The organism is Slackia isoflavoniconvertens (assembly GCF_003725955.1).
Classification (GTDB): Bacteria; Actinomycetota; Coriobacteriia; order Coriobacteriales; family Eggerthellaceae; genus Slackia; species Slackia isoflavoniconvertens.
Genome location: NZ_QIBZ01000017.1, coordinates 32,163 through 54,368 on the forward strand (window position 1 = coordinate 32,163; position 22,206 = coordinate 54,368).

At 56.7% G+C, this 22,206-nt stretch carries 22 protein-coding genes; 4 read left to right on the forward strand and 18 right to left on the reverse strand.

The features are described from left to right. Nucleotides 1–30: 30 nt before the first annotated feature. From ddr to DMP05_RS08530, 13 genes are all read right to left on the reverse strand, one after another. The gene (ddr, locus tag DMP05_RS08470) at nucleotides 31–888 is read right to left on the reverse strand and encodes a dihydrodaidzein reductase (RefSeq protein ID WP_123220036.1); all 858 of its coding nucleotides are present in this window, start codon (nucleotides 886–888) and stop codon (nucleotides 31–33) included. 136 nt (nucleotides 889–1,024) lie between these two features. Continuing rightward, on the reverse strand, nucleotides 1,025–2,485 hold the full coding sequence (tdr, locus tag DMP05_RS08475; RefSeq protein WP_123220037.1) for a tetrahydrodaidzein reductase: 1,461 nt from the start codon (nucleotides 2,483–2,485) through the stop codon (nucleotides 1,025–1,027). Between the two features lie 75 nt (nucleotides 2,486–2,560). Continuing rightward, nucleotides 2,561–3,469, reverse strand: coding sequence for a putative electron transfer flavoprotein alpha subunit IfcC (ifcC, locus tag DMP05_RS08480; protein WP_123220038.1), 909 nt, complete (start codon nucleotides 3,467–3,469; stop codon nucleotides 2,561–2,563). Then, nucleotides 3,469–4,191 carry a putative electron transfer flavoprotein beta subunit IfcB gene (ifcB, locus tag DMP05_RS08485; RefSeq protein WP_123220039.1) on the reverse strand — a complete coding sequence of 241 codons (723 nt, stop codon included), beginning with the start codon at nucleotides 4,189–4,191 and terminating at the stop codon, nucleotides 3,469–3,471. Before ifcB ends, ifcC begins: the two co-directional genes overlap by 1 nt. 18 nt (nucleotides 4,192–4,209) lie before the next feature. After that, entirely contained in the window at nucleotides 4,210–4,683 is a 474-nt protein-coding gene (ddrc, locus tag DMP05_RS08490) for a dihydrodaizein racemase (ifcA) (RefSeq protein WP_123220056.1), read from the reverse strand. Nucleotides 4,684–5,039: 356 nt separating this feature from the next. Beyond that, nucleotides 5,040–5,807 carry a response regulator transcription factor gene (locus DMP05_RS08495; protein WP_244595108.1) on the reverse strand — a complete coding sequence of 256 codons (768 nt, stop codon included), beginning with the start codon at nucleotides 5,805–5,807 and terminating at the stop codon, nucleotides 5,040–5,042. Between the two features lie 224 nt (nucleotides 5,808–6,031). Then, on the reverse strand, nucleotides 6,032–6,235 hold the full coding sequence (locus tag DMP05_RS08500) for a cold-shock protein (protein WP_114615674.1): 204 nt from the start codon (nucleotides 6,233–6,235) through the stop codon (nucleotides 6,032–6,034). A 351-nt stretch (nucleotides 6,236–6,586) separates the two neighbouring features. Beyond that, nucleotides 6,587–7,492 carry a MarR family winged helix-turn-helix transcriptional regulator gene (locus DMP05_RS08505; RefSeq protein WP_123220040.1) on the reverse strand — a complete coding sequence of 302 codons (906 nt, stop codon included), beginning with the start codon at nucleotides 7,490–7,492 and terminating at the stop codon, nucleotides 6,587–6,589. A 91-nt stretch (nucleotides 7,493–7,583) separates the two neighbouring features. Next, nucleotides 7,584–9,203 carry an FAD-dependent oxidoreductase gene (locus DMP05_RS08510; protein ID WP_123220041.1) on the reverse strand — a complete coding sequence of 540 codons (1,620 nt, stop codon included), beginning with the start codon at nucleotides 9,201–9,203 and terminating at the stop codon, nucleotides 7,584–7,586. 351 nt (nucleotides 9,204–9,554) lie between these two features. Further along, nucleotides 9,555–9,950, reverse strand: a complete 396-nt coding sequence (locus DMP05_RS08515) for a hypothetical protein (protein ID WP_123220042.1) — start codon at nucleotides 9,948–9,950, stop codon at nucleotides 9,555–9,557. Nucleotides 9,951–10,168: 218 nt separating this feature from the next. After that, a complete protein-coding gene (ruvB, locus tag DMP05_RS08520; RefSeq protein ID WP_123220058.1) occupies nucleotides 10,169–11,239 on the reverse strand; it encodes a Holliday junction branch migration DNA helicase RuvB in 1,071 nt (356 codons plus the stop codon). Between the two features lie 39 nt (nucleotides 11,240–11,278). Next, entirely contained in the window at nucleotides 11,279–11,875 is a 597-nt protein-coding gene (gene ruvA / locus DMP05_RS08525) for a Holliday junction branch migration protein RuvA (RefSeq protein ID WP_123220043.1), read from the reverse strand. Between the two features lie 189 nt (nucleotides 11,876–12,064). Continuing rightward, nucleotides 12,065–12,544, reverse strand: coding sequence for a hypothetical protein (locus DMP05_RS08530; RefSeq protein ID WP_123220044.1), 480 nt, complete (start codon nucleotides 12,542–12,544; stop codon nucleotides 12,065–12,067). Nucleotides 12,545–12,944: 400 nt separating this feature from the next. Between DMP05_RS08530 and DMP05_RS08535 the strand changes: the two genes are divergently transcribed. After that, nucleotides 12,945–14,336, forward strand: coding sequence for an MFS transporter (locus DMP05_RS08535; RefSeq protein WP_123220045.1), 1,392 nt, complete (start codon nucleotides 12,945–12,947; stop codon nucleotides 14,334–14,336). Between the two features lie 43 nt (nucleotides 14,337–14,379). On the opposite strand, the gene DMP05_RS08540 is transcribed toward DMP05_RS08535, so the two are convergent. Then, nucleotides 14,380–15,300: a metallophosphoesterase gene (locus DMP05_RS08540; protein WP_123220046.1), complete on the reverse strand. Its 921-nt coding sequence runs from the start codon at nucleotides 15,298–15,300 to the stop codon at nucleotides 14,380–14,382. A gap of 1,631 nt (nucleotides 15,301–16,931) precedes the next feature. Between DMP05_RS08540 and DMP05_RS10010 the strand changes: the two genes are divergently transcribed. Next, entirely contained in the window at nucleotides 16,932–17,639 is a 708-nt protein-coding gene (locus tag DMP05_RS10010) for a hypothetical protein (protein WP_123220049.1), read from the forward strand. A gap of 54 nt (nucleotides 17,640–17,693) precedes the next feature. On the opposite strand, the gene DMP05_RS08560 is transcribed toward DMP05_RS10010, so the two are convergent. The 3 genes from DMP05_RS08560 to DMP05_RS08565 form a co-directional block, all read right to left on the reverse strand. Then, the gene (locus tag DMP05_RS08560; protein WP_123220050.1) at nucleotides 17,694–18,929 is read right to left on the reverse strand and encodes an arginine deiminase; all 1,236 of its coding nucleotides are present in this window, start codon (nucleotides 18,927–18,929) and stop codon (nucleotides 17,694–17,696) included. Nucleotides 18,930–19,104: 175 nt separating this feature from the next. Next, complete coding sequence (locus DMP05_RS10215; RefSeq protein WP_244595109.1) at nucleotides 19,105–19,347, reverse strand: hypothetical protein; 243 nt, start codon at nucleotides 19,345–19,347, stop codon at nucleotides 19,105–19,107. Between the two features lie 60 nt (nucleotides 19,348–19,407). Next, nucleotides 19,408–20,385, reverse strand: coding sequence for an amino acid permease (locus tag DMP05_RS08565; RefSeq protein ID WP_244595110.1), 978 nt, complete (start codon nucleotides 20,383–20,385; stop codon nucleotides 19,408–19,410). Here DMP05_RS08565 and DMP05_RS08570 point away from each other — a divergent pair. Continuing rightward, complete coding sequence (locus tag DMP05_RS08570) at nucleotides 20,364–20,999, forward strand: helix-turn-helix domain-containing protein (RefSeq protein ID WP_148039721.1); 636 nt, start codon at nucleotides 20,364–20,366, stop codon at nucleotides 20,997–20,999. The two genes, DMP05_RS08565 and DMP05_RS08570, sit on opposite strands and share 22 nt — an antisense overlap. Before the next feature lie 233 nt (nucleotides 21,000–21,232). On the opposite strand, the gene DMP05_RS09860 is transcribed toward DMP05_RS08570, so the two are convergent. Beyond that, a complete protein-coding gene (locus tag DMP05_RS09860; protein WP_161957515.1) occupies nucleotides 21,233–21,391 on the reverse strand; it encodes a hypothetical protein in 159 nt (52 codons plus the stop codon). 216 nt (nucleotides 21,392–21,607) lie between these two features. Here DMP05_RS09860 and DMP05_RS08575 point away from each other — a divergent pair, with 216 nt between their 5' ends. Further along, a complete protein-coding gene (locus tag DMP05_RS08575; protein WP_123220052.1) occupies nucleotides 21,608–21,922 on the forward strand; it encodes a hypothetical protein in 315 nt (104 codons plus the stop codon). Nucleotides 21,923–22,206 lie beyond the last annotated feature (284 nt).

Sequence of the window (22,206 nt, forward strand, 5' to 3'; positions counted from 1 at the left end):
AATGCTTCGCGAATCGTCGACGCAGGCGCTTTAGGCGATTTCGCCCTGCATAGCGCCCGTCGTGGCGCCAGAGCAGCCGCCGTCAACGGGGATATTGGCGGCAGTGATCTGGCGGGCCTCATCGGAAGCCAGGAACAGGTAAGCGTATGCGATGTCGATGGGATCGATGGCTCGCTGCGTGGTTTGCGCGGCAACAAGGCCCGACGCCATTTCCTTCGGAATGTTGGCCATGGCTTCGGTCCACACCAGGCCGGGGGTCACGGAATTGCAGCGAATTCCGAAGGGGCCGCCTTCAGCGGCGAGCTGGCGGGCAAGCGCCAGGCATGCGCCCTTGGCGGCGGCGTGGCATGCCTGCGGAGAGTTGGAGCCCTGAAGACCAACCGTGGAAGAGGTGATAATAATGTTCGCGCCGTTGCCTTCCTTCAGATACGGCCACGCACAATTGCACACGTTGTACACCAGGTCGAGCTCATTGCGAATGCCGTAGTTCCAGGTCTCAACGTCCATGGCCTCGAACGGTGCCATGCCCGGGTGGGAAGCGTTGTTAATGACGACATCGATGCCGCCCATAAGTTCGGCGCACTGGGCAACCCACTTCTTCACGGCCTCGTAGTCGGCCAAATCACAATCGAAGCCGGCGGCCTTATAGCCCTTTGCCTTCAGCTCGTCGGCGTAAGCAGCGGCAGCACCCGGGGTACGGCCAGAACCGCACACGAACGCGCCGTGGGCACACAGCAATTCCTGCGCGACGTGGCCCACGCCCTTCGTAGTGCCCGTGAGCAAGATCTTCTTGCCCTTCAAACGCTGGCCGACCGACTCTTCGGGAGAGATCCACTTGCCGAATTCGGGAGCACCGGAAATCTTCGGAGCCTTAACCTCTTGTGCCATGAGTTTCCCCTTTCATTGGCCCGCGCGCCCCACGCGCACGGGAAGCCATATTCTCAGGCGCCACTACGCGCCATGAGGTCCTTGTGAGAGTTGGTGAGGCGCCGCGGCCGCACGGCATACGGGCCGCGGCGGACAATTACATGTTTGCAATCGCGTGGCGCGCGGCGATGCGGCCCGAAGTGTGGGCGAAACCATTCGCGCAACCAGGAATTTCCATGTTGTAGGAATCGCCATACAGGCCCGTGGCGTCCAGGCCGACTGCATACAGGCCAGGAATCGCGTCTCCGTCAGAGGTGATGACCTGCATATCGCCGTTGACTTTAATGCCGCCGGCAGAACCCATGGTGCCAGTTGCCAAAGGAATGCCATAGAACGGCGGCTCGACGAGCGCACGCAGGTATTGCGGTTTCTTGAAGTACGCCTCATCGACGCCCCTCTCGCACGCCTCGTTATAGGCAGCCATGGTTTCAACGAACGCGTCGGTGGGCACGCCCATCTGTTCAGCGAGCTCTTCGAAGGTATCGGCCTTCTTCACCAGGCCCGACTCCAAATGCGCCTCAAGCTCGGGCAGAAGGCCCGTCATGGGCTTGTGATACACCACGAACTCGCCGATGGCGATTTCGGAGCCTTCGCTCACCAGGCGGTCAACGTCTGCCTGGGAGAGGATGGACCATACAATGCCGCCAGGCTGCTTGCCGTAATACGTTCCGATATCGCCGAGGTTTTCAGCGACCGATTCGGCCGCGAAGCGATGGCCAGTTTTATTGATCCACACACCCGGGTTCACGCCCGCACCGCCGACCTGGGAATCCATGGTCATGTCGCGGCCGCCCGCAGCGAGCAGCGGGCAGGTGGTAATGGTGTTGGGGTCGGCGCCCGCAGAAAGCGCGAGGTCGAGACCGTCGCCCACGTTCTGCAGAGGAGTAAGCACGTTCATGTTGTACGCTGCCGGCGCAAACCAGCTGTACTTGAAAATGCGATCGGGGCTCGAGCCCATGCCGCCCGTCGCCAGAATCACTGCCTTGCCGCCAATGCGAAGCGGTTCGCCATCCGATTCGGCCACAACGCCCACGACGCGGCCGTCTTCGATGATGAGTTCTTTGGCCGGGGTCTCGGTGAAGATGTCTACCTCGAGTTTCTGAATGGCGTCGAGCAGAACCTCCTGGCAATGCGCGCCCAGACCCTCGGGCAAATGGAACGTCCAAACCTCATTGGGATCATCTTCCGCGGCGATGTCGCAGGTCTTATACACGACGCCCAGGTCGCGATAGATGTCGATGGTCTCGGCGGAGTTCTCCACAAATGCGCGGGCAACTTCGTAGTTCGCGCGCTGGTGGCTGTAACCCATGATTTTATCGAGGCCCTCTTGCTTGGTGGGGAAATGGTATTTGCTCAGGCGGGGCGTTCCCAGCTCCTTCTGAACGCTCGATTCAAATGCAGCCGTGCCCTCGGCGAACACCGACAAGCCGCCGGTTTCGGGCATCTTCTCGATAACGACAACATTTTTGCCCGCACGCGCGGCAATAAGCGCTGCCGATTTGCCCGATGCGCCGCCGCCGACAACGACGAGATCGTATTCAACGTCGAATTCTGCCATTGTTTCCTCCTTGGTATGCCTAAACCGCGCCGCTGAGGGGCACAGCCCGTAGGACTGCGCCCATCGCAGCCGCGATTACTTCAGAGCTTGAATAAATGCAGGGAGAATCTTTTGGACATCGCCAACGATGCCATAGGTGCACTCGCGGAAAATCGAAGCCTCGGGGTCGTTGTTCACTGCCGCAATGACCTTCGATGCGCGCACGCCCGTCATGTGCTGGGGCGCGCCCGAGGAACCGAAGCTCAAATACAAGCGAGGCGAGATTTTCTGGGTAGAGGTGCCCACCACGCGATTGTGCTCGAACCAGTGATAGTTGTCGCACAGCGGAAGCGTGCAGGCGACTTCGGCGCCCATGATGCCCGCAAGCTCGTCGATGAGAGCGAGGTTTTCCTTCGCGCCAATGCCCAAACCAACGCCGACCACGCGTTCTGCTTGCTGCAGGCCCGCGCCGCCTTCGCCTTCAGCGTTGGTGGAAAGCACCTTCATGCGAGCATCCTCGTCAAATGCGCCTTCGGATACGACGACCGGCTCAGAGGCTTCCGCCTCGTCAACGCCATCGGCGATCGTGCACACCACGCTGCCAGGCGCCGCAAGCACGTCAACCGCTTCGCTGTCGGCAACCAAGCGCTCGACAGTCGCAGCGTCGCCGTCGACTTTCACGGCAATGACTTTGCCCGTAACGGCTGCCCCCAAGACAACCGCAACAGGCCCGAGCAGAGCGCGAGACGTCGCCGAATCGGATGCTACAATCGCGACAGGCTTTTCCTGCTCGGCACGTTTGGCAATGGTGCCCGCCATGGCCTCGGGAAGAGTCTTATCGGCATCATACCAGGTCACGCTTTCAACGCCGAAGCCCGCAACACGGCCCGCAAGCCCCGAGGAGCCGAAAACGAGCGCTTTGGTGGGAGTGCCCGAGCGCAGTGCCACGCCCGCCACTGCCGCGGCCGACATTTCGTCGGTGATAATTGCCCATACGCTGCTCATTACAGCACCCCCTCTGCCTTCAAGGCCGCCACGAGCTGCTCGACAGCTGCCTCGGGGTTCGTTCCGTCGAAAATGCGCGCAGGAGCACTTTCGGGAGCATGCGTGCCCTGAGAATCCATATGCACAAAGCCCTCTGCGCTACCAGCGATTTTCTCAACCGGGAGCTTGCGAGCTGCAAGCACTGCGCGCATACCGGGCTTGCTCTCCTCTTCACGGCGAGCCGCCACGGCGATAACCGCAGGAGAATCAACCTGCACGTCTTGCGTACCCGCGCCGAAACGGCGAGTCACGACCAACGCATCGCCTTCGCGGCGGGCGCCATCGGCAGCAAGAACGCACGGCCATCCGAGCATGCTCGCGAGCAGGCTCGGCACCATCGGCTCCCAGGCGCTATCGCCGATAACAACCGCGTCCACGCCTTCCTGCGCACGAACCGCAGCAGCCAAAGCGCCTGCGAGCTCGACGGGCTGTGCCAGCGCGTCGACGCCCTCGATGGCGATGGTGCGCTTTGCGCCACGAGCAGCCGCGAAAGCGGTATCGCCACCCGCCATCGTCATGCCCACGACTTCGCCTTCACCAGCAATGCCGAGCGCAACCTTCACGACTTCATGATCGTCGTCACCGGCGACGGGCTTGTTGGCGGACCACTTCACGTTGCCGTCGACACCAACCCTCTCGTCATGCGGATCCATCGCCCACTTGAAAATTGCAATCGTTGTCATATATCCCCAACCGTTCTTCTACTCAGCGTCCACGTCGCAAACGTCTTTCCAATCGGCGCCCATGTCCAAGGCAACCTGGATAGCCGCGCCATTGGCGTCGGGGAACTCATTCACGGCAATCTCGAGGCCGTGGGTTTCGGGGCAGGGAGCGAAAATCATCTCGTGGAACTTGCCATGCCAGAACTCGGAAATCGGCGTAAGTCCCTTTGCGGCAAATGCGGCGCGAGCTTCCTCAAAGTCGTCAACGCGCACGGCAATGCCGCTCACACCCTCACCCTCGGTCTGCAGGCGCTGGTACGCGCCAATGGCGTCGTGATCGTGCATGGGAGCCATAACCTCAATGCCGCCGGTCTTGGGCAGAGCGACGCGCAGGCCCATGTGCTCATCGTCATACGGCCCATAGAAGGTCACGCCCAGAAGGGCATGCAGGTCGGCGACAGCCTTATCGGCATCTGCCGCGCGCAGGGCAATACGATTCAGTTGAGCTTTCATAACGAATCCCCTTTCGTTTGACGTGCGCGCCACGTTATGGAACGCCAATGCTGCAAACTCGCCCTTGAGCAGCATGACTGGCAACGAAATCAACGCGCTTTGACACCGCTATTGTTGCTGGGTTGGCGCGTTCTGTGGGGATAATGAGGAGTAGCCATTGGCTCGTAAAAATAAGCATTTCGAACCAGGCGAATATACGACCGACACCTTGAAAGAATAAAAAATGGATTCCGCATAGAACGGAATCCATAAGGTTCGTTTATAAGATTAGAGCGTCACTGAGCAGAAACTACTGCCTGGAAAATGCCACTTAAGCCCGCATGAATGCAGGTACCGAGCGCGTTTGACCAAATTGCCTACAAGCCGCGTTTTGCCGAAAGCACCGCCGCCTGCACGCGATTGTTCACGTGGAGCTTTTGGATAATGCTGCCGATGCATTTCTTCACCGTTGGCTCGCTCAAAAAAAGACGTGCGCTAATTTCCGCATTCGAAAGCCCCTCTTCAAGTGCCGCAAGCACCGTGCGTTCGCGTTCATCGAGGGAATCAAAGCGTTCGCTTGCCACGGAATCGGCCGCCTTACCAGCCATATCGTTCATTAGGGCACCTTGAAGAACCGTGCCGAGCGACCCGGAAAAGGCGATATCGCCGCAAGCCAAAGCCCAAAACAGCGATCGGAGCCTATCGGCCGTCATTTCGTCGCGCGATCCAAAACCGCTCGCGCCGGCGCGCAGCGCATCGAGCACGAAGCCGCTCTCGCCCATCGACGCCACGACCATAATGCGAATGTTAGGATCATCGGCAAGAATGCTGCGAATAGTATCGGCGCTGCCTGAGCCGTGGAATGTGGCGCCCATCATAACAACGGCGGGCTTTTTCTCGCGGCATTGCGCGCGCACGCCTTCGAGCGTCGTCGCTTTGCCCACCAGGTCGAATTCATCCCATTCGTGCACGAGCGCGGCAATGCCTTCGACAAAAATGCTGTCATCATCGGCAACAACAGCCCTCAGAGGATCGCTCCCAACGCTTGGGTCGTCGCGCAACGCCATATGAATATCGTAGAGTTCTTTCGACGAGACATCCAAATAACTGCTCCCCTTTGTGCGATCGTTTTTGAAATCGGCCACAACGCACCGCCCCTTGTCCCCTTTGAGAACTTTTGCATTGTATTGCTTAATTATACGCCCTGTTCTGGTGTCATTTTTTTAATCACTCGGATAAAAGATTTTATCCGAGTGATTCCCGCCAATCGCACCCACTAACGGAGGCCCACAATGCAAGGAGGCCGCCCCGTAGGACGGCCTCCTTCGATTCGTGGTTCTGTTAGAGCGAGCGCTTGGTGCTTTGCGCTTTAGAGTTTATGAACGTCGCTGGCCTGCAGCTTGCCGTTCTGACCCGTGGTAACCTCAAAGGACACACGCTGGCCTTCGTCGAGGGTCTTATAACCGTCCATCTTGATCTCGGAGAAGTGAACGAAAAGATCTTCGCCATCGGCCTGGGAGATGAATCCGTAGCCCTTCTCGGGGTTGAACCATTTGACAGTTCCTTCAGCCATTTTCGGCCTCTTTCTCTCCCCGAATTACCGGGGATGTAATCTGCCCAGATTGCTCTGGGTCCACCAAAACCTGCCCCACCGTTTACGATGGAACAAAACGCTTCCATCGTCCACGACGGCACGGGTGCCATTCGGTCTTACTTCGGCGATTGTTATCATTTTAGTAAGATTGCGCGGCATTTCTTTATGAATTTTGAAAACTTGCAATTCGCCGACGAACTGTTGACATGCGGTTAAAAAAGCGCGGACGCCGCAATAGTGTGCATCAAGAAAATACGCGCACTCGGCCAGCATCGTACTCGCAAACACGACTACAACGGCCACATATGGACCACGCAGCCCAAAACGCACCTAACTCAAGCAGTCGTTTCTACGCATGTTTGCAAACATGCGTACATACCACGCCTTGATAACCCCAAGGTCGCTATCTTTAACGCCCATGTGGAAGGCGCGCGTTTCGTCATCAAGCAAGGCGAATAAGGAGCGATCAATCGACACCCCGCGTTCAGTTGGGAAAATTTCGTTGCTTCTTTGGTCGCCCGCACAGACGGCTTTATCGAGAAGCCCAATCTCGCGCAAACGCTTCACGCCAAGAGAAATAGCGCTTTTTGGCGATATGAGCGCCTGGGCGATATCGCTTATGATTGATGCGTCGTGCTTGCAAACATAATGAAGAATATTTGCCTCCATGAGAGATATTTCCGCCCTATCCCGAGCGATCGCTTCCCATCGATCCTTTACGACGCGCCAAAAAACAAGGTGGTCCACTTCAATTGGAAGTACGGTTTTCGAGTGATCGCCAAATGGATTGACCGCGCAACCTCGCACGCAGTTCAAGCACAACCGCATATCCGATTTCATAACTTCCTGGAAATCTTCTTCGGGCAAGGCTTTCCAAAAGCAGCGTTTAAGAACTTCATACACACCGGAAGCAAGGCGATCGGTTACCGCAAGTCCTTCATCAGTCAAAGCAACCGTAAATGCCCTCGCGTCATGTCGATTGGAATCTTTATGCACGAGCCCAGTATCTTCGAAAGACAGCAGCATGTTGCGAACGGTGCGTATGCCGTAAAAAAGAAAATCGGCGAGCTGTTCCGCCGATACGGGACTTTCGGCTTCGCGAATCGCCAATAGCAAGGCCAATTCGCCCATCGTCGCTTCGCCCGTGCTTTTCAAATACGCAGACAACACCCGCCCCTGCACCGAGAAGAATACGCAAAGGTCTGTGCTATACCCTATCGAATCCGCCTTATGCATTCGACCCTCCTTGCAAGACACGAACACAATAGCAAAATGCGGGCCGCTGGAGGGGACGCGACCCGCATTATTGCCAACAAAGAGACCGAAGCTACGCCTTTATATACTTCGAGGCGGCATTCGCGGCATTGCGGCCCGAATTAATGTTATTGCCCATTTGGGTGCCTGGCATATTTTGAGTGTAGACATTGCGCCACAACATCGCTCCGTCAAGACCAACGGCATACAGTCCGGGAATCGGCGCATGCTCGCTATCGAGAACCTCGGCGCGCTTATTAGTCATGAGGCCGCCATCGATGACCACCAGAAGGTTGACCATCTTGCCCATATAGAATGGCCCATTTTCAAGAGGGGTCATAAACTCAGCTCTCTTGCCAAAGTCGGTGTCGGAGCCCTTTCTGCACAACTCGTTATAACGGTCAACGGTCATCTGCAACACACTTGGATCAATTCCAAAATTCTCGGCGAGTTCGGCAACGGTATCAGCCTTCACAATCGATTTCGAATTTTCTGACGCAAATGCCGCCGCCGCCACTTCCGCGTCAGCAGGATCTTGAGTGCATGCGTCGAGCAATGACTGATCAAAAATGGCATAGCTCGCGCTGTTACCCTTGCACGCGGTTGCCTGCGCGGCCATGTTGATATAACCGAGATCTTCAGGCGTAAATCGATCGCCTTCCTGATTGACCCAAAGGCACGGACCCATCGAGGTAAGTCCGAAACCTCCATTGAGCGGGCTGTTATACGGGGCGGAAGTATCTGTACCAAATGCCTCAATGGCGTTAAACACCTGGTCGGCGCACTGCGAAATGTAATCCTTTGCGCCAATTGCCGTCGCCATCTGATAACCGTCACCCTCGACGGTCGGAACGCACTGGAACAGCATTTCGTCGAGCTGGGCCTGCGACCACCCTTCTTTCAGTAGCAATTCCTTATTACCGCCAATGCCACCAGAAGCAAGAATGACCGCACGACAATTTATCTGGATATCGTTACCGCTACCATCCTTGGCATAAAGCCCCGATATTTTGCCATCGCTCATAATGAGCTGCGATGCTGAAGTAGAGAACCTGATTTCAACGCCCTCAGCCTCGGCAGCAGCTTGCATGGCAGGAACATACCCGACAGCACCACACTCGCCTTCGAACCAATGCGCGGTCGCATACAAACCACCAGGCGAGTACGTGTCGACTGTGCCGTTGAATCCAACGCCGCATTCCTCGAGCCAGTCGATATTGTCGGCAGAGTGCTCGATCAAATCCATCCACAGCGACCCATCAACGCGATACTGGGACTCTTCAAGCTCCTTAGCAATGACATCGACAGGATTAATTTCGATGCCCTGTTCTTGCTGATAGTGGGATCCAATTGCAAACACGCACTCGGTTCCCATACCGTTGCCGCCAACCGCACTGGCCTTTTCGAGCAAAAGAACCTTGTCGCCATTCTGGCCCGCCTGAACAGCAGCAGCGAGGCCCGAAATTCCAGCGCCAACAACGACGATGTCGCAATCGACCGTTTCGGAAATATCCTGGGGCTTGCTTTGAGATGCGTCGCTATCTCCCTTGGAGGATTTGGATTCAGTGGAATTCCCAGCGGCGCATCCGGACAATCCACCCGCAACAAACGCGCCGGCGGCGGCAAGACCACCGATAAACCCACGGCGAGACACGTTCATGCCTCGATTTTCGAACTCGGTTTCTGCGCTCATATCAATCCCTTTCTTTCGCAATCCCTTCTTGCAAAGCGAACGATACGAGCTTATTTTTTATTAATACTATTGTCAAAACAGTACAGTAATGAATGCATTATGCCTGTTCAAAGCGAATATCTAAAGAAATAAAAGCATATTTTGTTAAAAGCAATGTCGTATTTATGAGCAACGCTTACGGCAAAGGATAAATCCTCGAGCGTCGCACGCCGCACCTCGAACGTACCCGCGCTTGAATGATTAAACGCATTTCGCCCAATCCCGAGCGCCTTGCAATCTTAATTTTACGAGCGCAAGTTCCACTCAATTGCCCTTAGGAAACGTAAGCCGAAGATCAAATGGAGGCGAAAGCTACTCCTCACCCGCAATGCCGTCAGCCTCGAGCATTTCGTCGAAATCGTTCATCACGGGAATCTCACCCGCCGCAGGCGCTTCGATGCCATATGCTGCCGCGAGCGCACAAGCCTGATCGAATCGCAGCTGAGCCGCCTGTTGCTTGCCGGCCTGTTCAAGGTAATACGACTCAAGGGCCATGCCGCGCACCAAATACTCGACCACATGCGGATCGGTTCCCGATACGCTCAGAATGCCCGCGAAGCTTTCGGGCGCCAGCCCCAGTACCACATTCGCATCCATTTCGAGCGCATTCGCGATGGCGTCTTCCACCGACGCAGCTTTCGCATCGGGGTCGTCGTCTTTCTCAACCGTGCGACGCATCGCCTCGACGAATTGCCAGATCAAACGCATCAAATAATCTTGCTGAAACATGTTAGGAACCCCGTTCTGTCGAACGGGGTTCCCGCTCGACGCTGCGCGGGAATCTGGTGGACGATTTCGCTTTCATTCGTCGCTCGCATAGCGCTGCTACGCTTCGCTTCTCTTTCAAACGAGCCCGCCTCGTCAGATTCCCGTTTGCTGACTTTTGGCGTATGCCCAAAACTCGCCACGAGCTTGCTCGGGCTCGCTTATGCTTCTGTCCCAGGCATCTTCAGGCCCAGATGGTCAAACGCCCTGGCAGTTGCTTGGCGGCCCTTCGGTGTGCGCATAATGAGCCCTTGTTGAATAAGGAACGGCTCATATACGTCTTCCACCGTGCCCGGATCTTCAGAAAGCGCCGATGCAAGCGTGGTAAGGCCCACAGGACGCCCCGCAAACGAGTCGCATAAAAGCTCAAGGATTTTGTTGTCAAGGCCATCGAGCCCCAGCGAATCGACCTCGAAAAAGCTCAATGCCGCTGCCGCGGTATCTTCGTCGATATCGCCGTTGCCGCGTACCTGTGCCCAGTCGCGCACGCGCTTGAGCAGGCGATTTGCCAAGCGAGGCGTTCCGCGGCTTCGGCGCGCGATTTCAATGGCGCCTTCTTCATCGACCGCCACATCCAAAATGCCCGCCGAGCGCTTCACGATGTCAGCAAGCTCTTCAGGGGTGTAATAATCCAAGCGGAACACGATACCGAATCGATCGCGCAAAGGCCCGGTAAGCAAACCCGTGCGCGTGGTCGCGCCGATAAGCGTGAAGTGCGGCAAATCGAGGCGGATGCTGCGCGCCGCCGGCCCCTTGCCCACCACAATATCGAGCACGCAATCTTCCAGCGCGGGATACAGCACCTCTTCCACCTGGCGATTCAAGCGATGAATCTCGTCGATGAACAGCACGTCGCCTTCTTCGAGATTCGTAAGAATTGCCGCCAAATCGCCTGGACGCGCAATAGCCGGACCGCTCGTGGTGCGAATGTTCGCGCCTAACTCGTTGGCGACAACGGTGGCGAGCGTGGTTTTGCCCAAACCCGGAGGCCCGCTGAACAGCACGTGGTCCATGCATTCGCCGCGCTGCTTGGCCGCCTGAATAAGAATGGACAAGCTGTCTTTCACGCGCGTTTGGCCCAGATAATCGTCCAGGTATTTCGGGCGAAGCGAGCGATCGAGCGCCAAATCGTCTTCGGTGAGGTCGCTCGAAACCACGCGCTCGCGCGGCGTTTGCTGCGCGAAGCCCGCGCCCCCCGACGCCGAACCGCCCGAAGGTGCCTCGAACACCATTCCTTCTATTTGAATGCCTTCAGCCACGAATTACTTCCTTTACCCCACCGAGCCAAGTCGCTTTAAAGCATACTGCAACAGCGCGCCCTCGGTATTCAATTCTTCGGGAGCACCCTTCAGCGCCAAATCGGCCTCGGCCAGCGTGAAGCCCATAGCAAGCAGACCGTCGCGCGCGCCCTGCAAGCGTTCAGTGGCGGCTGCCGTCGCGGCGCTGAACAGGTCTTGCTCGCCCGCCTGCGCCAAATTGCCCTTCAATTCCAGAATAAGGCGCTGCGCGGTTTTCTTGCCCACGCCCGGAATGGTTGACACCGCCTTCACGTCTTCTGATTGAATAGCGGAAATAAGTTCGGCCGGCTTGAACGTGGAAAGCGCCGCCAGCGCCGCCTTCGGGCCAATGCCCGACACACCAATAAGACGCAGGAACAACGCATGTTCTTCCTGAGACAAGAAGCCATACAACGTCATAGCATCTTCGCGCACAGCAAGATGCGTGAACAGCGCCACATCGGCGCCCGCCTCGGGGAGTTTCACAATATCGGTCGCAGGCATGTACACGGCAAAGCCGACGCCGTTCACGTCGACGAAGGCCATATCAGCGCTTCGGCCGGCCATTGTGCCTTTCAGGAATGCAATCATCGGCAACCTCTCACAAGCGACAAGCGGCGAAAACCGCGCATGCCACGAATCAATCTACAAACGTCTGTTCGCAAATATACCATAGCGGCACAAACGAAAACATGCAGCCGCCGCTCTTTTTGCGACAACTGCACGTTTTGCCCTTAAGACGAAAAGGGTCAGCGAAGAAAGCGGCGCGTAACGTTTCTCCTACTGCACGGCGCGGGCCTCGCCGTCGACACCGAGCTGGGCCTCGAGGCGCTCGCCCTTGTCTTCGACCACGACCGATTCGACGCTCGAGACATCGCCGCCAGCCACACGATATTCGGTAAGGCACAAGTCCATGGTCTCCATGTCGCTATTCGGTTTCTTCAAGCGCACAACCAACGTTGAGCCCTCCTGGGTTATGGCTTCAATTTCCTTGCCTGGAATCGAGCCGCCCGAAAGCTGCAGCTGGATCCACTCGCCTTGCGGCTTCCAGCCATTACCCGGCATGGCAACGATTGCGCCGCCAGAGACCTCCATGCACAACACGGGCAAGTCGGCGTCTTCTTCCCACGTCCACGCAGAGTCGTCTGTATTCTGTTTTGCGCAACCAAGCATCGTCGCAGCCACAGGGCCGCACGCCGCTGCGGCTACGACGCCACATGCCGCCGCCACGAACGTTCGCCTCGTCATATGCTTCGCCACGGTCGCCTCCGTTTCGCCCGAATTTCCGCTGAGTTCTTCGTTGCCTTCATTGTCCCATACGCATGACTCGCGCGTCGAGAAACGAAGTGGGAACGCGAGGGTTAAACAAGAAACAAAAACGAGCGTAAACAGACACGAAAAAGAGCTTCCACACCCGTGGCAACCGCAAATTAGCACCGCAAATATCAATAAGATGCCTGATGAAAAGCATGCCATTTTCAGCCAAGAAATTCACGGACGAAGCGAGAAAAGCCTCGAGCCGGATGACGTTTCGCACTCCACGCGTCGCATTCCCCCTGCACCTTGCACCCTCCACATTAAGCTCTCGTGCAGAAACCACGAACCCGATTTCCCAGTGCTACCATAGAGGGGTTTTGCAAACGCTTCACGGGGGACTTTCATGCGCGGAAATATCGAATCGAACACGCAAAGCGGCGTTGGCGCCATTTTCGCCATATATCTTTTGGGCCTTTTGCTCGGCGGGCTATACGTGGGCATGATTTCACCCGTACGTCTCGTGATCCAGCAAGATTTCGGTCTAGGCGACACCGCGGGCATTTGGATGGTGAACATCTACACGCTGTTCTACGCCGCATGTATCCCCGTTATCGGCAAGCTCGCCGACATCCGCGGCCGCAAGCCGGTCTTCATCGGTTGCTTGCTCGTGTTCATGGCAGGCTCGCTTATTTGCGGCCTGTCGCAAACGCTTGATAGCTTCCCCGTCCTGCTCGCCGGCCGCTTGGTGCAAGCCGTTGGCGCCTGCGGCATTATTCCCGTAGCGAACGCCGAAATAGGGGCGACGTTCCCTCAAGAAAAGAAGGGCATGGCGCTCGGCATAGCCGCCGCCGTTGCCGGTATCGCGAACGTCATTGGTGCCGCCGTAGGCAGCCTGGTCGTGGGCATCGTAGGAAACGATCACTGGTCGGCGCTGTTCTTCTTCGCCATTCCCGTATGCTTGGCGCTCATTGTCGCGAGCCTGCACGCTCTTCCGAACCACAACGTCGAAGACTCAACGCCACTCGACATCCCCGGCTCAGTACTGCTCGTCGTCACGGTGCTGTTGTTCCTGTTCGCAGTTCAGCACATCGATGTGCGGCACGTCGGCCAGTCAATCGCGTCGGCGGAAGTGCTTGCGCCCGCCTTAGGCTTCGTTGTGGCGCTCGCTGCGTTTGTGCTGACGGAACACCGCGCGGAAAGCCCCGTGTTCCATTTGGAATACCTCGGCAATAAGCCTATCGTCATCACCATGGTGGTGAGTTTCTTTGTGGGCTGCGTCATTATCACCATGACAATCATCCCCGAAGTCGCCGAGTTCATCATGAGCGCGCCGGTCGGCTCGGGCGGCTTGTATATTTTGCCCGTAGGCATCGTGAGCATGTTCGGCCCGCCGATTGGCGGCAAGCTTATCGATAAATTCGGTCCTAAGCCCGTTATGATGGGCGGCCTCTCCGTGGCGGCCGCAGGCTTTTTATTCCTCGCGTTCGTAAGCCTGAACAGCGCAAACGCAATTCTGCTCATCGTCGGTTTGTCTATTATGGGCTTGGGTATGGGTTTTGCGATGGGCGCGCCCACCAACTACATGGTGCTCGAAAACACGAGCCCCACAGAAAGCGGAGCCGCAATCGCAACCATTGCGCTGGTTCGTCAAGTGGGCACCACCGTGGCACCAGCGCTGCTGCTTGGTTTTGTTTCTGCCACGCCGGGCGCACAGGGCTTCTTCCACATGCTGCTGTGCGCGGCGGCGTTCTGCATTATTTCCCTCGTGTGCATGACGTTTTACCGCAAGAAATAAGGAGGAAGCCGCCGGCGCCGGGACCAGCCCAAAACGTCGCCGGCTAGCGTGCTTCCCAATATCGCTTGCACGCTTCGGCGAATGTGCCCTCACCCGGGAACGGCACCGCGCACGCTTCAAGCGTTTCGGCGGCATCATCTGCCCCATTCGATGCGCCCAGGCCGCACAGCTCGTCGGGAGCGCCCGAGCCACACGAGCCACACAACCCGGTTGACCCATCCATTGCACCCGGCTCGTCAACAAGCAACATCGACCCATCGCCGATGGGCGCACCATAGCTCATGAGCGACATAGTATCGCATACCCACAGGGGGTCGCGACCTGCCGTCATCCAACCGCTAGCATAGTTCTCCACGCGCTCGACCGGCGAATGACCCACAATTTGCGGCACGCCGGGCAACGCATCGTCGAGCATATCGCGCAAGTCGGCCCACAAAGGCCCCGGCAGCGACCAGCCCCCACGCGACGGCGGACAGCTGTCCAAATCGCCCCAATGCGACGAATCGGCGAGCATCTCATTCAAGCGCTGGGCAATCGCTGCCGCATCAGCAGGCACGTCGGCCAAAAACCGCTTCGCCCACACTCCCGTCACACCCGCATGCGAGCACAAATACGGCCCAACCGCACAAGCGACCTTTGCCTGCAGGGCATCTTCCAGAATCGTTCGCAGATTGCGCATGATGGACATGATCGAGCCTGGGCCGCGCTTGCCACGCACATAGCAAAAATCGTGGTTGCCCAGCAGCACGTCGACTCGCATGCCGCGCCCGCGATGCTCGCGAACCCATTTCGCATAAAACTCCATAGCGTTTAGCTCATCGGCTTCGTTCGCGCCCCAGTCATCGCACGCGTCGCCCAAAAATACGACACGCCCAATTTCTGCATCACCAGCCAGCATCCCATCGATACGGGGCAGCACAAATTGCTGCTTCAAATGCAAATCGCCCACAACCAGCGTTTTCATGAGCTCACCTCGTATTCCAAGCGCAATTCGCACGCCCACGTCAGCAGAACCTCGAGTTCAAAAAGCATCGACAGCTTCAAGCCCGGCCGTACTCTACTCAATTTCGGCCATAGCATGTCCAACGAGGCAATGCCCATGCAAATAGCAGGACCCGACAATCGCGCGAATCCCCTGCGTATTGTTTCGCCAACATGCCTGCGCCCATTCAGAACGACCATTCGAAACCGCCCTGCTACACAGGCGGCTACGCAAGCGATTGAGCTCGCCAGGCTTTTACTCTTACCCGAGAGACGCGGCCCAATTTCACGTGTCGGCAACATCAAGCCTCGTGTGGGCATGAGTATACTCCTTACAAGCATACAAATAACGATTCCACGAGCGCATCGCCGCCGATTATCGAGCATCCTTAAAACCCTTTCGAGAAGGCGCGGATCACCGGGATATTTTAGCTATCAAACGGACGGCCTTCCCCGCTTGGCACGTGGAATCTGATTCCACATCATCGCCACCCAGCAGAAAACAACGCAGAAGAAACGCCCGGCAAAGAAATCAAAACCGGCAGAAAATGCCACAATGGGGCCTCCCTGCAGAGAAATCGTTCCGAATTGTCAGAAAACGCCGCAAGGGGGCCTCTTTTTAGGCTTCCCATGACGAGCAATCCGATACTGCGACCGTAAAACCGCAGGTCGCAAATATCTTCAACGCCGAATTCCCCATTTCGTCCGGACAACATGCCTGCAATGAGGCCCCCTTGTGGCATTTCCTGGCAGAAATGACCCAACAAGACGCAACGCAAGGTTTGAACGGGAGGTCGACAATCCGTTTACCAGGCCACAGACGGCACGCGCATCATTTCACCCGCCAGACCGCAACCAGAGCCGACCCGCGCGCCAAATCACAAGCGGCACAGCTACGTTTCCGCGCACCCAAGCCCTAAGCATCTCGACCGCGAGGCCGCGCCAGCACAGCCAGCATTTCGAACACCAGGCATTTCCCACATCGCCCACCAGGCCGCAAGCGGCACGCCGACGCCACGCCCACCAAGCCGCTAACCTCATACCCAACTCCATGTCCACCAAACCTCCAATGCCTCTCCCACCAGGCCTTTCGCATTTTCCAGAAAAAGCAGCCGCACTTTTCCATGTAGAGGGCAAGACGCGCGAACGGCGGCGCGTCCGAAACGCATCCCCCGCCGGAAAAGGAGCCCGCCATGGTCGAGCAAACATTTGAATGCAGCAACTGCTACGAGGTTTTCAACAAGGAACACACCACCGAGGTGCTGTGGACCCAATGCCCCCACTGCGGAGGCAGAGCATATCCGTACTAGGCCACAATGAGACGGGGCGAGCAGAAGCGGCCCAAAGCCAGGCACGCAACGCACATCGGCCGCCGAAGATGAACGAGGCCGAGCCTGCAACGCACCCGACGGCATACTTCCCACTCGCCCCACCTGCCCCACGCCGCCTCGCCGGAATAGAGCGCGAAGCACGGCCCCGCGACAACGCAACCGTGCTTTACCCGCCGACCAAGGCGGCGTTGGTTTTCCAGAAAGACCAGCCGCCGTTTTCCATGTAGAAGGCGAAATGCGAAAGCGGCTCACCCAACAAGCACCCGCCGGAAAGGAGCGCGCCATGAGCAAAGCCAAAAAACCAACGTCGATCACGACAATCAAGGAGTGCGAAGAAGCTCTGGAGTGGATTGACCTTGAGCTCGACAAGCTCGACCGCAACATACGCATCACAAGCAGGGCAATCTTCTCGCCGAAGAAGTGGACCACCGCCATTAGCGGCATCCTGTGGTCGAAACAGGTCAAGCAGAAAACCTCCGACCACGTTTGCAACTCGCCCTTCCTCTCGAAGCTCGAGGGCTCCGCCCGCAGCGACCAGAGCCTCCAGGAAATCCAGCTGAGCCGCGTCATGAACACGGCGAAAGAGGTTCAAGCCGTGTGCGAGGAAACTTGCAGTCGCCTCAGCGGCGCGGTCAACGAAGCCCGAGCCGCGGTTGACCAGCCCGTCCATGTGGACGACCGCAACATCTCGGCGCTGCCCGAGGCCGACCGTGAGGCCATCAAACAGCATGACAAGGCCGTTCAGGTGGCAAAACGCGAAGCGGCCGCGCGCCAGGTCGAAAGCGAGCTTTCCGCCTGGACCGCCATGCAGACACGCGCGAACCGCATGGTAAACCGCACGTCGGAAGCGCTCGAAGCACGCCATGCCTTCACCGCCTGCAACTACGAAGTGCTCAGCGACACGCACCTCAAATGGGCCGCGCGCCGCGGAAACGACAAAGTCCTTCTTGGTAATCATAGGTCGCCCTTTCTCTTGGCAGTTGCGGATTGAAACAGGGCGCGGGCGTAGGGGATTGCCCGCCCGCGCCGGTAAAAGGAACAGCCGTTACAGGCTTTCGCGAACAAGCGGCATGCTCATGCAGCGCGGGCCGCCACGGGCGCGGCACAGCTCGCCGGAGGGAACGGTCAGCACCTTCACGTCGTGCCTATTAAGGCAATCGTTGGTGCGGTGGTTGCGGTCGTAGGTGACCACAACGCCAGGCGCTATAGCCAAGGTGTTAGAGCCATCGGACCACTGCTCGTAATCGGCCCAGAAGGGGTCGCCGCCCGCGCAGGGAATAAGATCCACCGCCGGCAGGTGCAACAGACGCTTTAAGCACTCCTCCAGGCTTTCCTGAACGTAGTCGGCCCGCAGGCTGCCGTCACCAGCAAGGGTTAGCTCGTAGAGCTTCAAGCCCCCTATAATGCCAGGATAAAAGGTGAACTTATCCACATCTACCTGGGTAAACACCGTGTCCAGATGCATGTAGGCGCGGCCCTTCGGAATTTCGAAAACCACTACCTTCTTGAAGCTGTCACCACTAGCCAGCGTTGCCTTGGCAAACTGCTCAATGGCCTGCGGCAATGTACGACAGCTGTGACCAATGGCAATGACTTCCGGAGAGAGGATGCAAATGTCACCGCCCTCGATGGTCTCGCCGTAGGGGTTGTTGGTGTGCAACAGCTTCACATCTTCAGAGGCAAAGTCCTTCACGTTCTCGAACACATGCTTCCACACCACTGTTTCCAGATTGCGTGTGTTTTGCACAAAACGATTCAGCGTGAAATTGGAACCTACTGAGCAGCCAGGGTCGCGACACATCACGAAGTTGCACGAGGTGTGCATGGCGTACGGGTCGTCAGGGGTGTCATCCGGCAGCGCATCGGAGAGACTCCACGGCTTGGTCACCGCCTCCAGGTCCTTCTTCTCTATGCCCGCCATCACCGTTCTGGCGAAATCGTGGGCCGACATAGGCATAAGATAGTTAGCAATTTGCTCGCGCTTGGCGTCGTCGTATATGAAGTCCTCAGTCATGTACTCGTCCAGGAACTTGCGACGATCCGCCTCATTTCCCAACGAGCGCTCGAACAGGTCCTCCAGGTATACCACCTCTGCCCCATTGTCACGCAGGTGCTGAGTGAACACATCGTGGTCTTTGCCAGCCTGTTCGGCCCACACAACATCGTCTACCAGCTGAAACTCCCGCGAGTCGGGACGAACCGCGTCAAAGTACAGCTCCGGACGCGAGACAAGGATTTTTTTCACCTTGCCCACCTCCAAGTAAACATCGATGGTACTCATGCTCAAACCTCCTTCTCTTTTGTCGCTTTTTCTTGTTTCTTACTTCGCTTTTCGCCCCATCTAACCTGGGGCAGACACGGGGTTGTCTACAGCATTCCCCCGAAAAGCGCACCTTGGTCGGGGGAAACGAAGTACCTCCCCTTTTTGATTGACCTTACTTGTCAGTTGATTGTGGCTATACCATTCCCATAACAAACATGGTCAAGCTGACTGCAGCGAACACGGCAAGCACTACGATGGCAATGATCTCTTTAGTGTTGAACACCTTCTCTAGGCCGGCTTCTTTGCGAGCTTGATAGAGGAATATGACACCGATGAGGAACGGAATGGACAGCAGCATGATGTATTCGATGCCGGAGACGAACATAGCGTAGAGCATGTACAGAGTGCCAACGGCGCCGATGATTATATTGCGCACGCGACCCTGTTCCTCAGGGTGCTTAATAGAACGCACCGTGTTGTAGGCAGTAATCATGACTCAGGTGACCAGAATGGCCGAGCTGGAGAGCGAGAAGCCGAAGTTGTAGGCATCCTCGGTGAAATGCATGGTGATAAGCAGCAACTGCGCCAGGAGCGTGGTGACAAACAGAGAGAACATGGCAGTGCCGTTTTGATTGGTCTTACCCCAGCGAGCTGGCAGCAAATGGTCGTCGGCCAAAATTTGAGTGGATTCAGTGGGCATGATGGTGTAGGCAAGCCATGCGCCAGCAATGGAAATGATGATGCATGCCTCAACGAGCTGAGCCGCAATGGGGCCTACGTACAACTCCAGAATTTTGCCGATAGAAGGCTCGCCCAGGGCAACAAACTCCTCGGCACTCATGAGGCCATAAGGAATCATGGCGCAAATGAACAGCAGTGCGGTGCCAATAAACAGGCCAATAATGCTTGCCTTGGAAGCCACGGCCTTGCTCTTTGCGCGCTTGGACATGAGAGCAGCAGATTCGACGCCCATGAACAGCCAGATAATAGAGAGCATAGAGTCTGTGACTTGACCGAACACCGAGCCAAGGTCAAAGCCCTGACCCAGATCAACATTGCCGGCAAAATTGGACCAAAAGTCGGTAGCAAATATATCGAAATTGAAGAAGAACACGGTCACGCCAATAAACACCACAAGCGGGATGACCTTCACCACAGTGACAGCGGCGTTCAGAATCATAGCGTTTTCGACGCCCTTGCTAATGAGCAAGAACATGAGCCACATAAAGGCAGAAGCAATAGCAATGGAACCCCAGATAGTGCCAGTATCTCCTAGCACAGGGAAGAAGGTACCCAAAGCGATCATCATCATGGTGGCAAAGGCAATGTTGCCTACCCAGCCGGAAATCCAGTAGCCCCAGGCGCTCATAAACTCGCCCAAAGGACCGAAGAGCTTTTGGGCATAGCAGAACATGCCATCGCCCCCTGGCTCCTTCTGCAAAAGATTCTGCAATGAGAGAACGAACAGCAGCATGCCGACAAAGCAAACTGCTCAAGCAGCCGCAAACCATTTCCTCCTGGTCGAATAGCACGATAGATAACTTCATAGGAATCGATCTTGCTCAGCGCATTGTTGCAGAATCTGCCCAAATCCATGAGCGGATGGCACGGTTTTTGAAGTGGTACTGGGATAATGTTTTCGAAGAAATTTGGCGCAACATCGGTGCTGCCGAGATAGGCTGTATGGGCGTCGAGAAAAAGGTGCTGTCCGCCATGAGCGAAAGCAGCTACTTGGAAACCTGCCATCCGGGACTAAAAGTGGTGCATGGCAGCCTTACTGTTATAGATGTGCCAGAATGCTCTTGGCAGCTGAGCGATGCGGAGGCTATCGATGTACTTCTCACCGCCTTCAGCGGATCAAGCCTTATTGTGAACAAGTTCGACGGCATTCTCACCCTTTTCAAAAGAATTGCTGTGGGCGACCTGGGATCCGATGACATAGGCCTAGAGGAACTGGCGGAATTCCTGAAATCTATTTCCAGCTCTACCAAATTCCAAATCCTCAAGGAGCTGTATAACTCTCCGAAAACCACCAAAGAGCTAGCAGAAGCGCTAGACATGGCCCCAGCTCCATTTCTGAACACTTGAAAACTCTTCGAGCGGCAGAGCTTTTGTACCCCCAGCGAGTAAAGAACTCTGTATACAACCGCTTCCTCTATGAGAACTACCAGGCATTTGCCTCGCGCCTGCTCACCTATTTTGATCAATAATGAAAGAGTAATTCCCCCAGATCAAGCCAATGCTAGCGATCGTTGCTTTCCATTTTTGTCCGCTGCGATAGCGTAGTGGAGTCCCCTTTTCCCGCCATCACAAGGAGCCGCTCATACTGAAAGGTAGTACCTGTATCGTTCTTTCGGACACGGAAGCTTGAGGAACATGTTGATCGCCTGGGTGGTGCTGACGCCGAGCTCCGAGAAGAGCTTCGCCGTGTCGTCCCTCGCCTGCCTCTCCATGCATACGGTGACGTTGACCGTCTCCATGCGGACCTCCCTGCCTCGTGCGCGCGCAACTTGGGCGAATCAGGCCCCTGATTCGCGATTTCGGGAATGACTCAATTGATTCGCGAAACCGCAGGTCGCCCTTTCAATCACTCCCAGGTTTCCGTAGGGATTCGTAGCGGGTGGCTTGAAGAGGGGTGATTCTGACAGGATCTTGCGCGCGTGGTTTCCTCAAATCGCAACGTCGCAAGGAGCTGGGTGCTCCTCCAGGTAGTTGTCGACCGAGCACCTATTGATGCTTTCCTTGTAAACATAGCTGTGTGCAATTTGCTCAAGCTGGGCGAACAGCAAAGCGGCGTCTCGGCACGATCGCAAAGTCCCGCATTCGCATCCCGCATGTGCGAAGAGGTGTTCGTGGTGAGCGGCGCGATTGCGGATCTTGTTGATTCCCGCTATCCGTTCGTTGACGTCGTTTCGGTCTGCTCCCTTTGGCCATGCCTTATGGATGATTGGGATCCACAAATCGCGTTCATGGCTGCGGTCCGTCATGTGGGCCCAGAAGCCCAGCGTTAGGTTCGAGACGATGTCGTCTGCGGTCGCGTTCTCGCGAAGGCCGTTTCTCAGGTGGTCTATCGAATTCCTGTTCAGTCGGTTGGCGTCGTTGACCTGTCCTCGCTTATTCGTCCTGAGGATCGGGCACCTTACGGGAGAGGCATTGTCGAACAGCCAGTTGTGTTTCGTCAAGAGGATTTGAGCAAAAAGAGCATCGGAAATTGAGCAGCCTGAGCATCGGAAGTGCGCACGCTTTCTGAGCGGCTAGCCCTCCTGCATGAGGGCATGGCGGACGCGGTAGGACT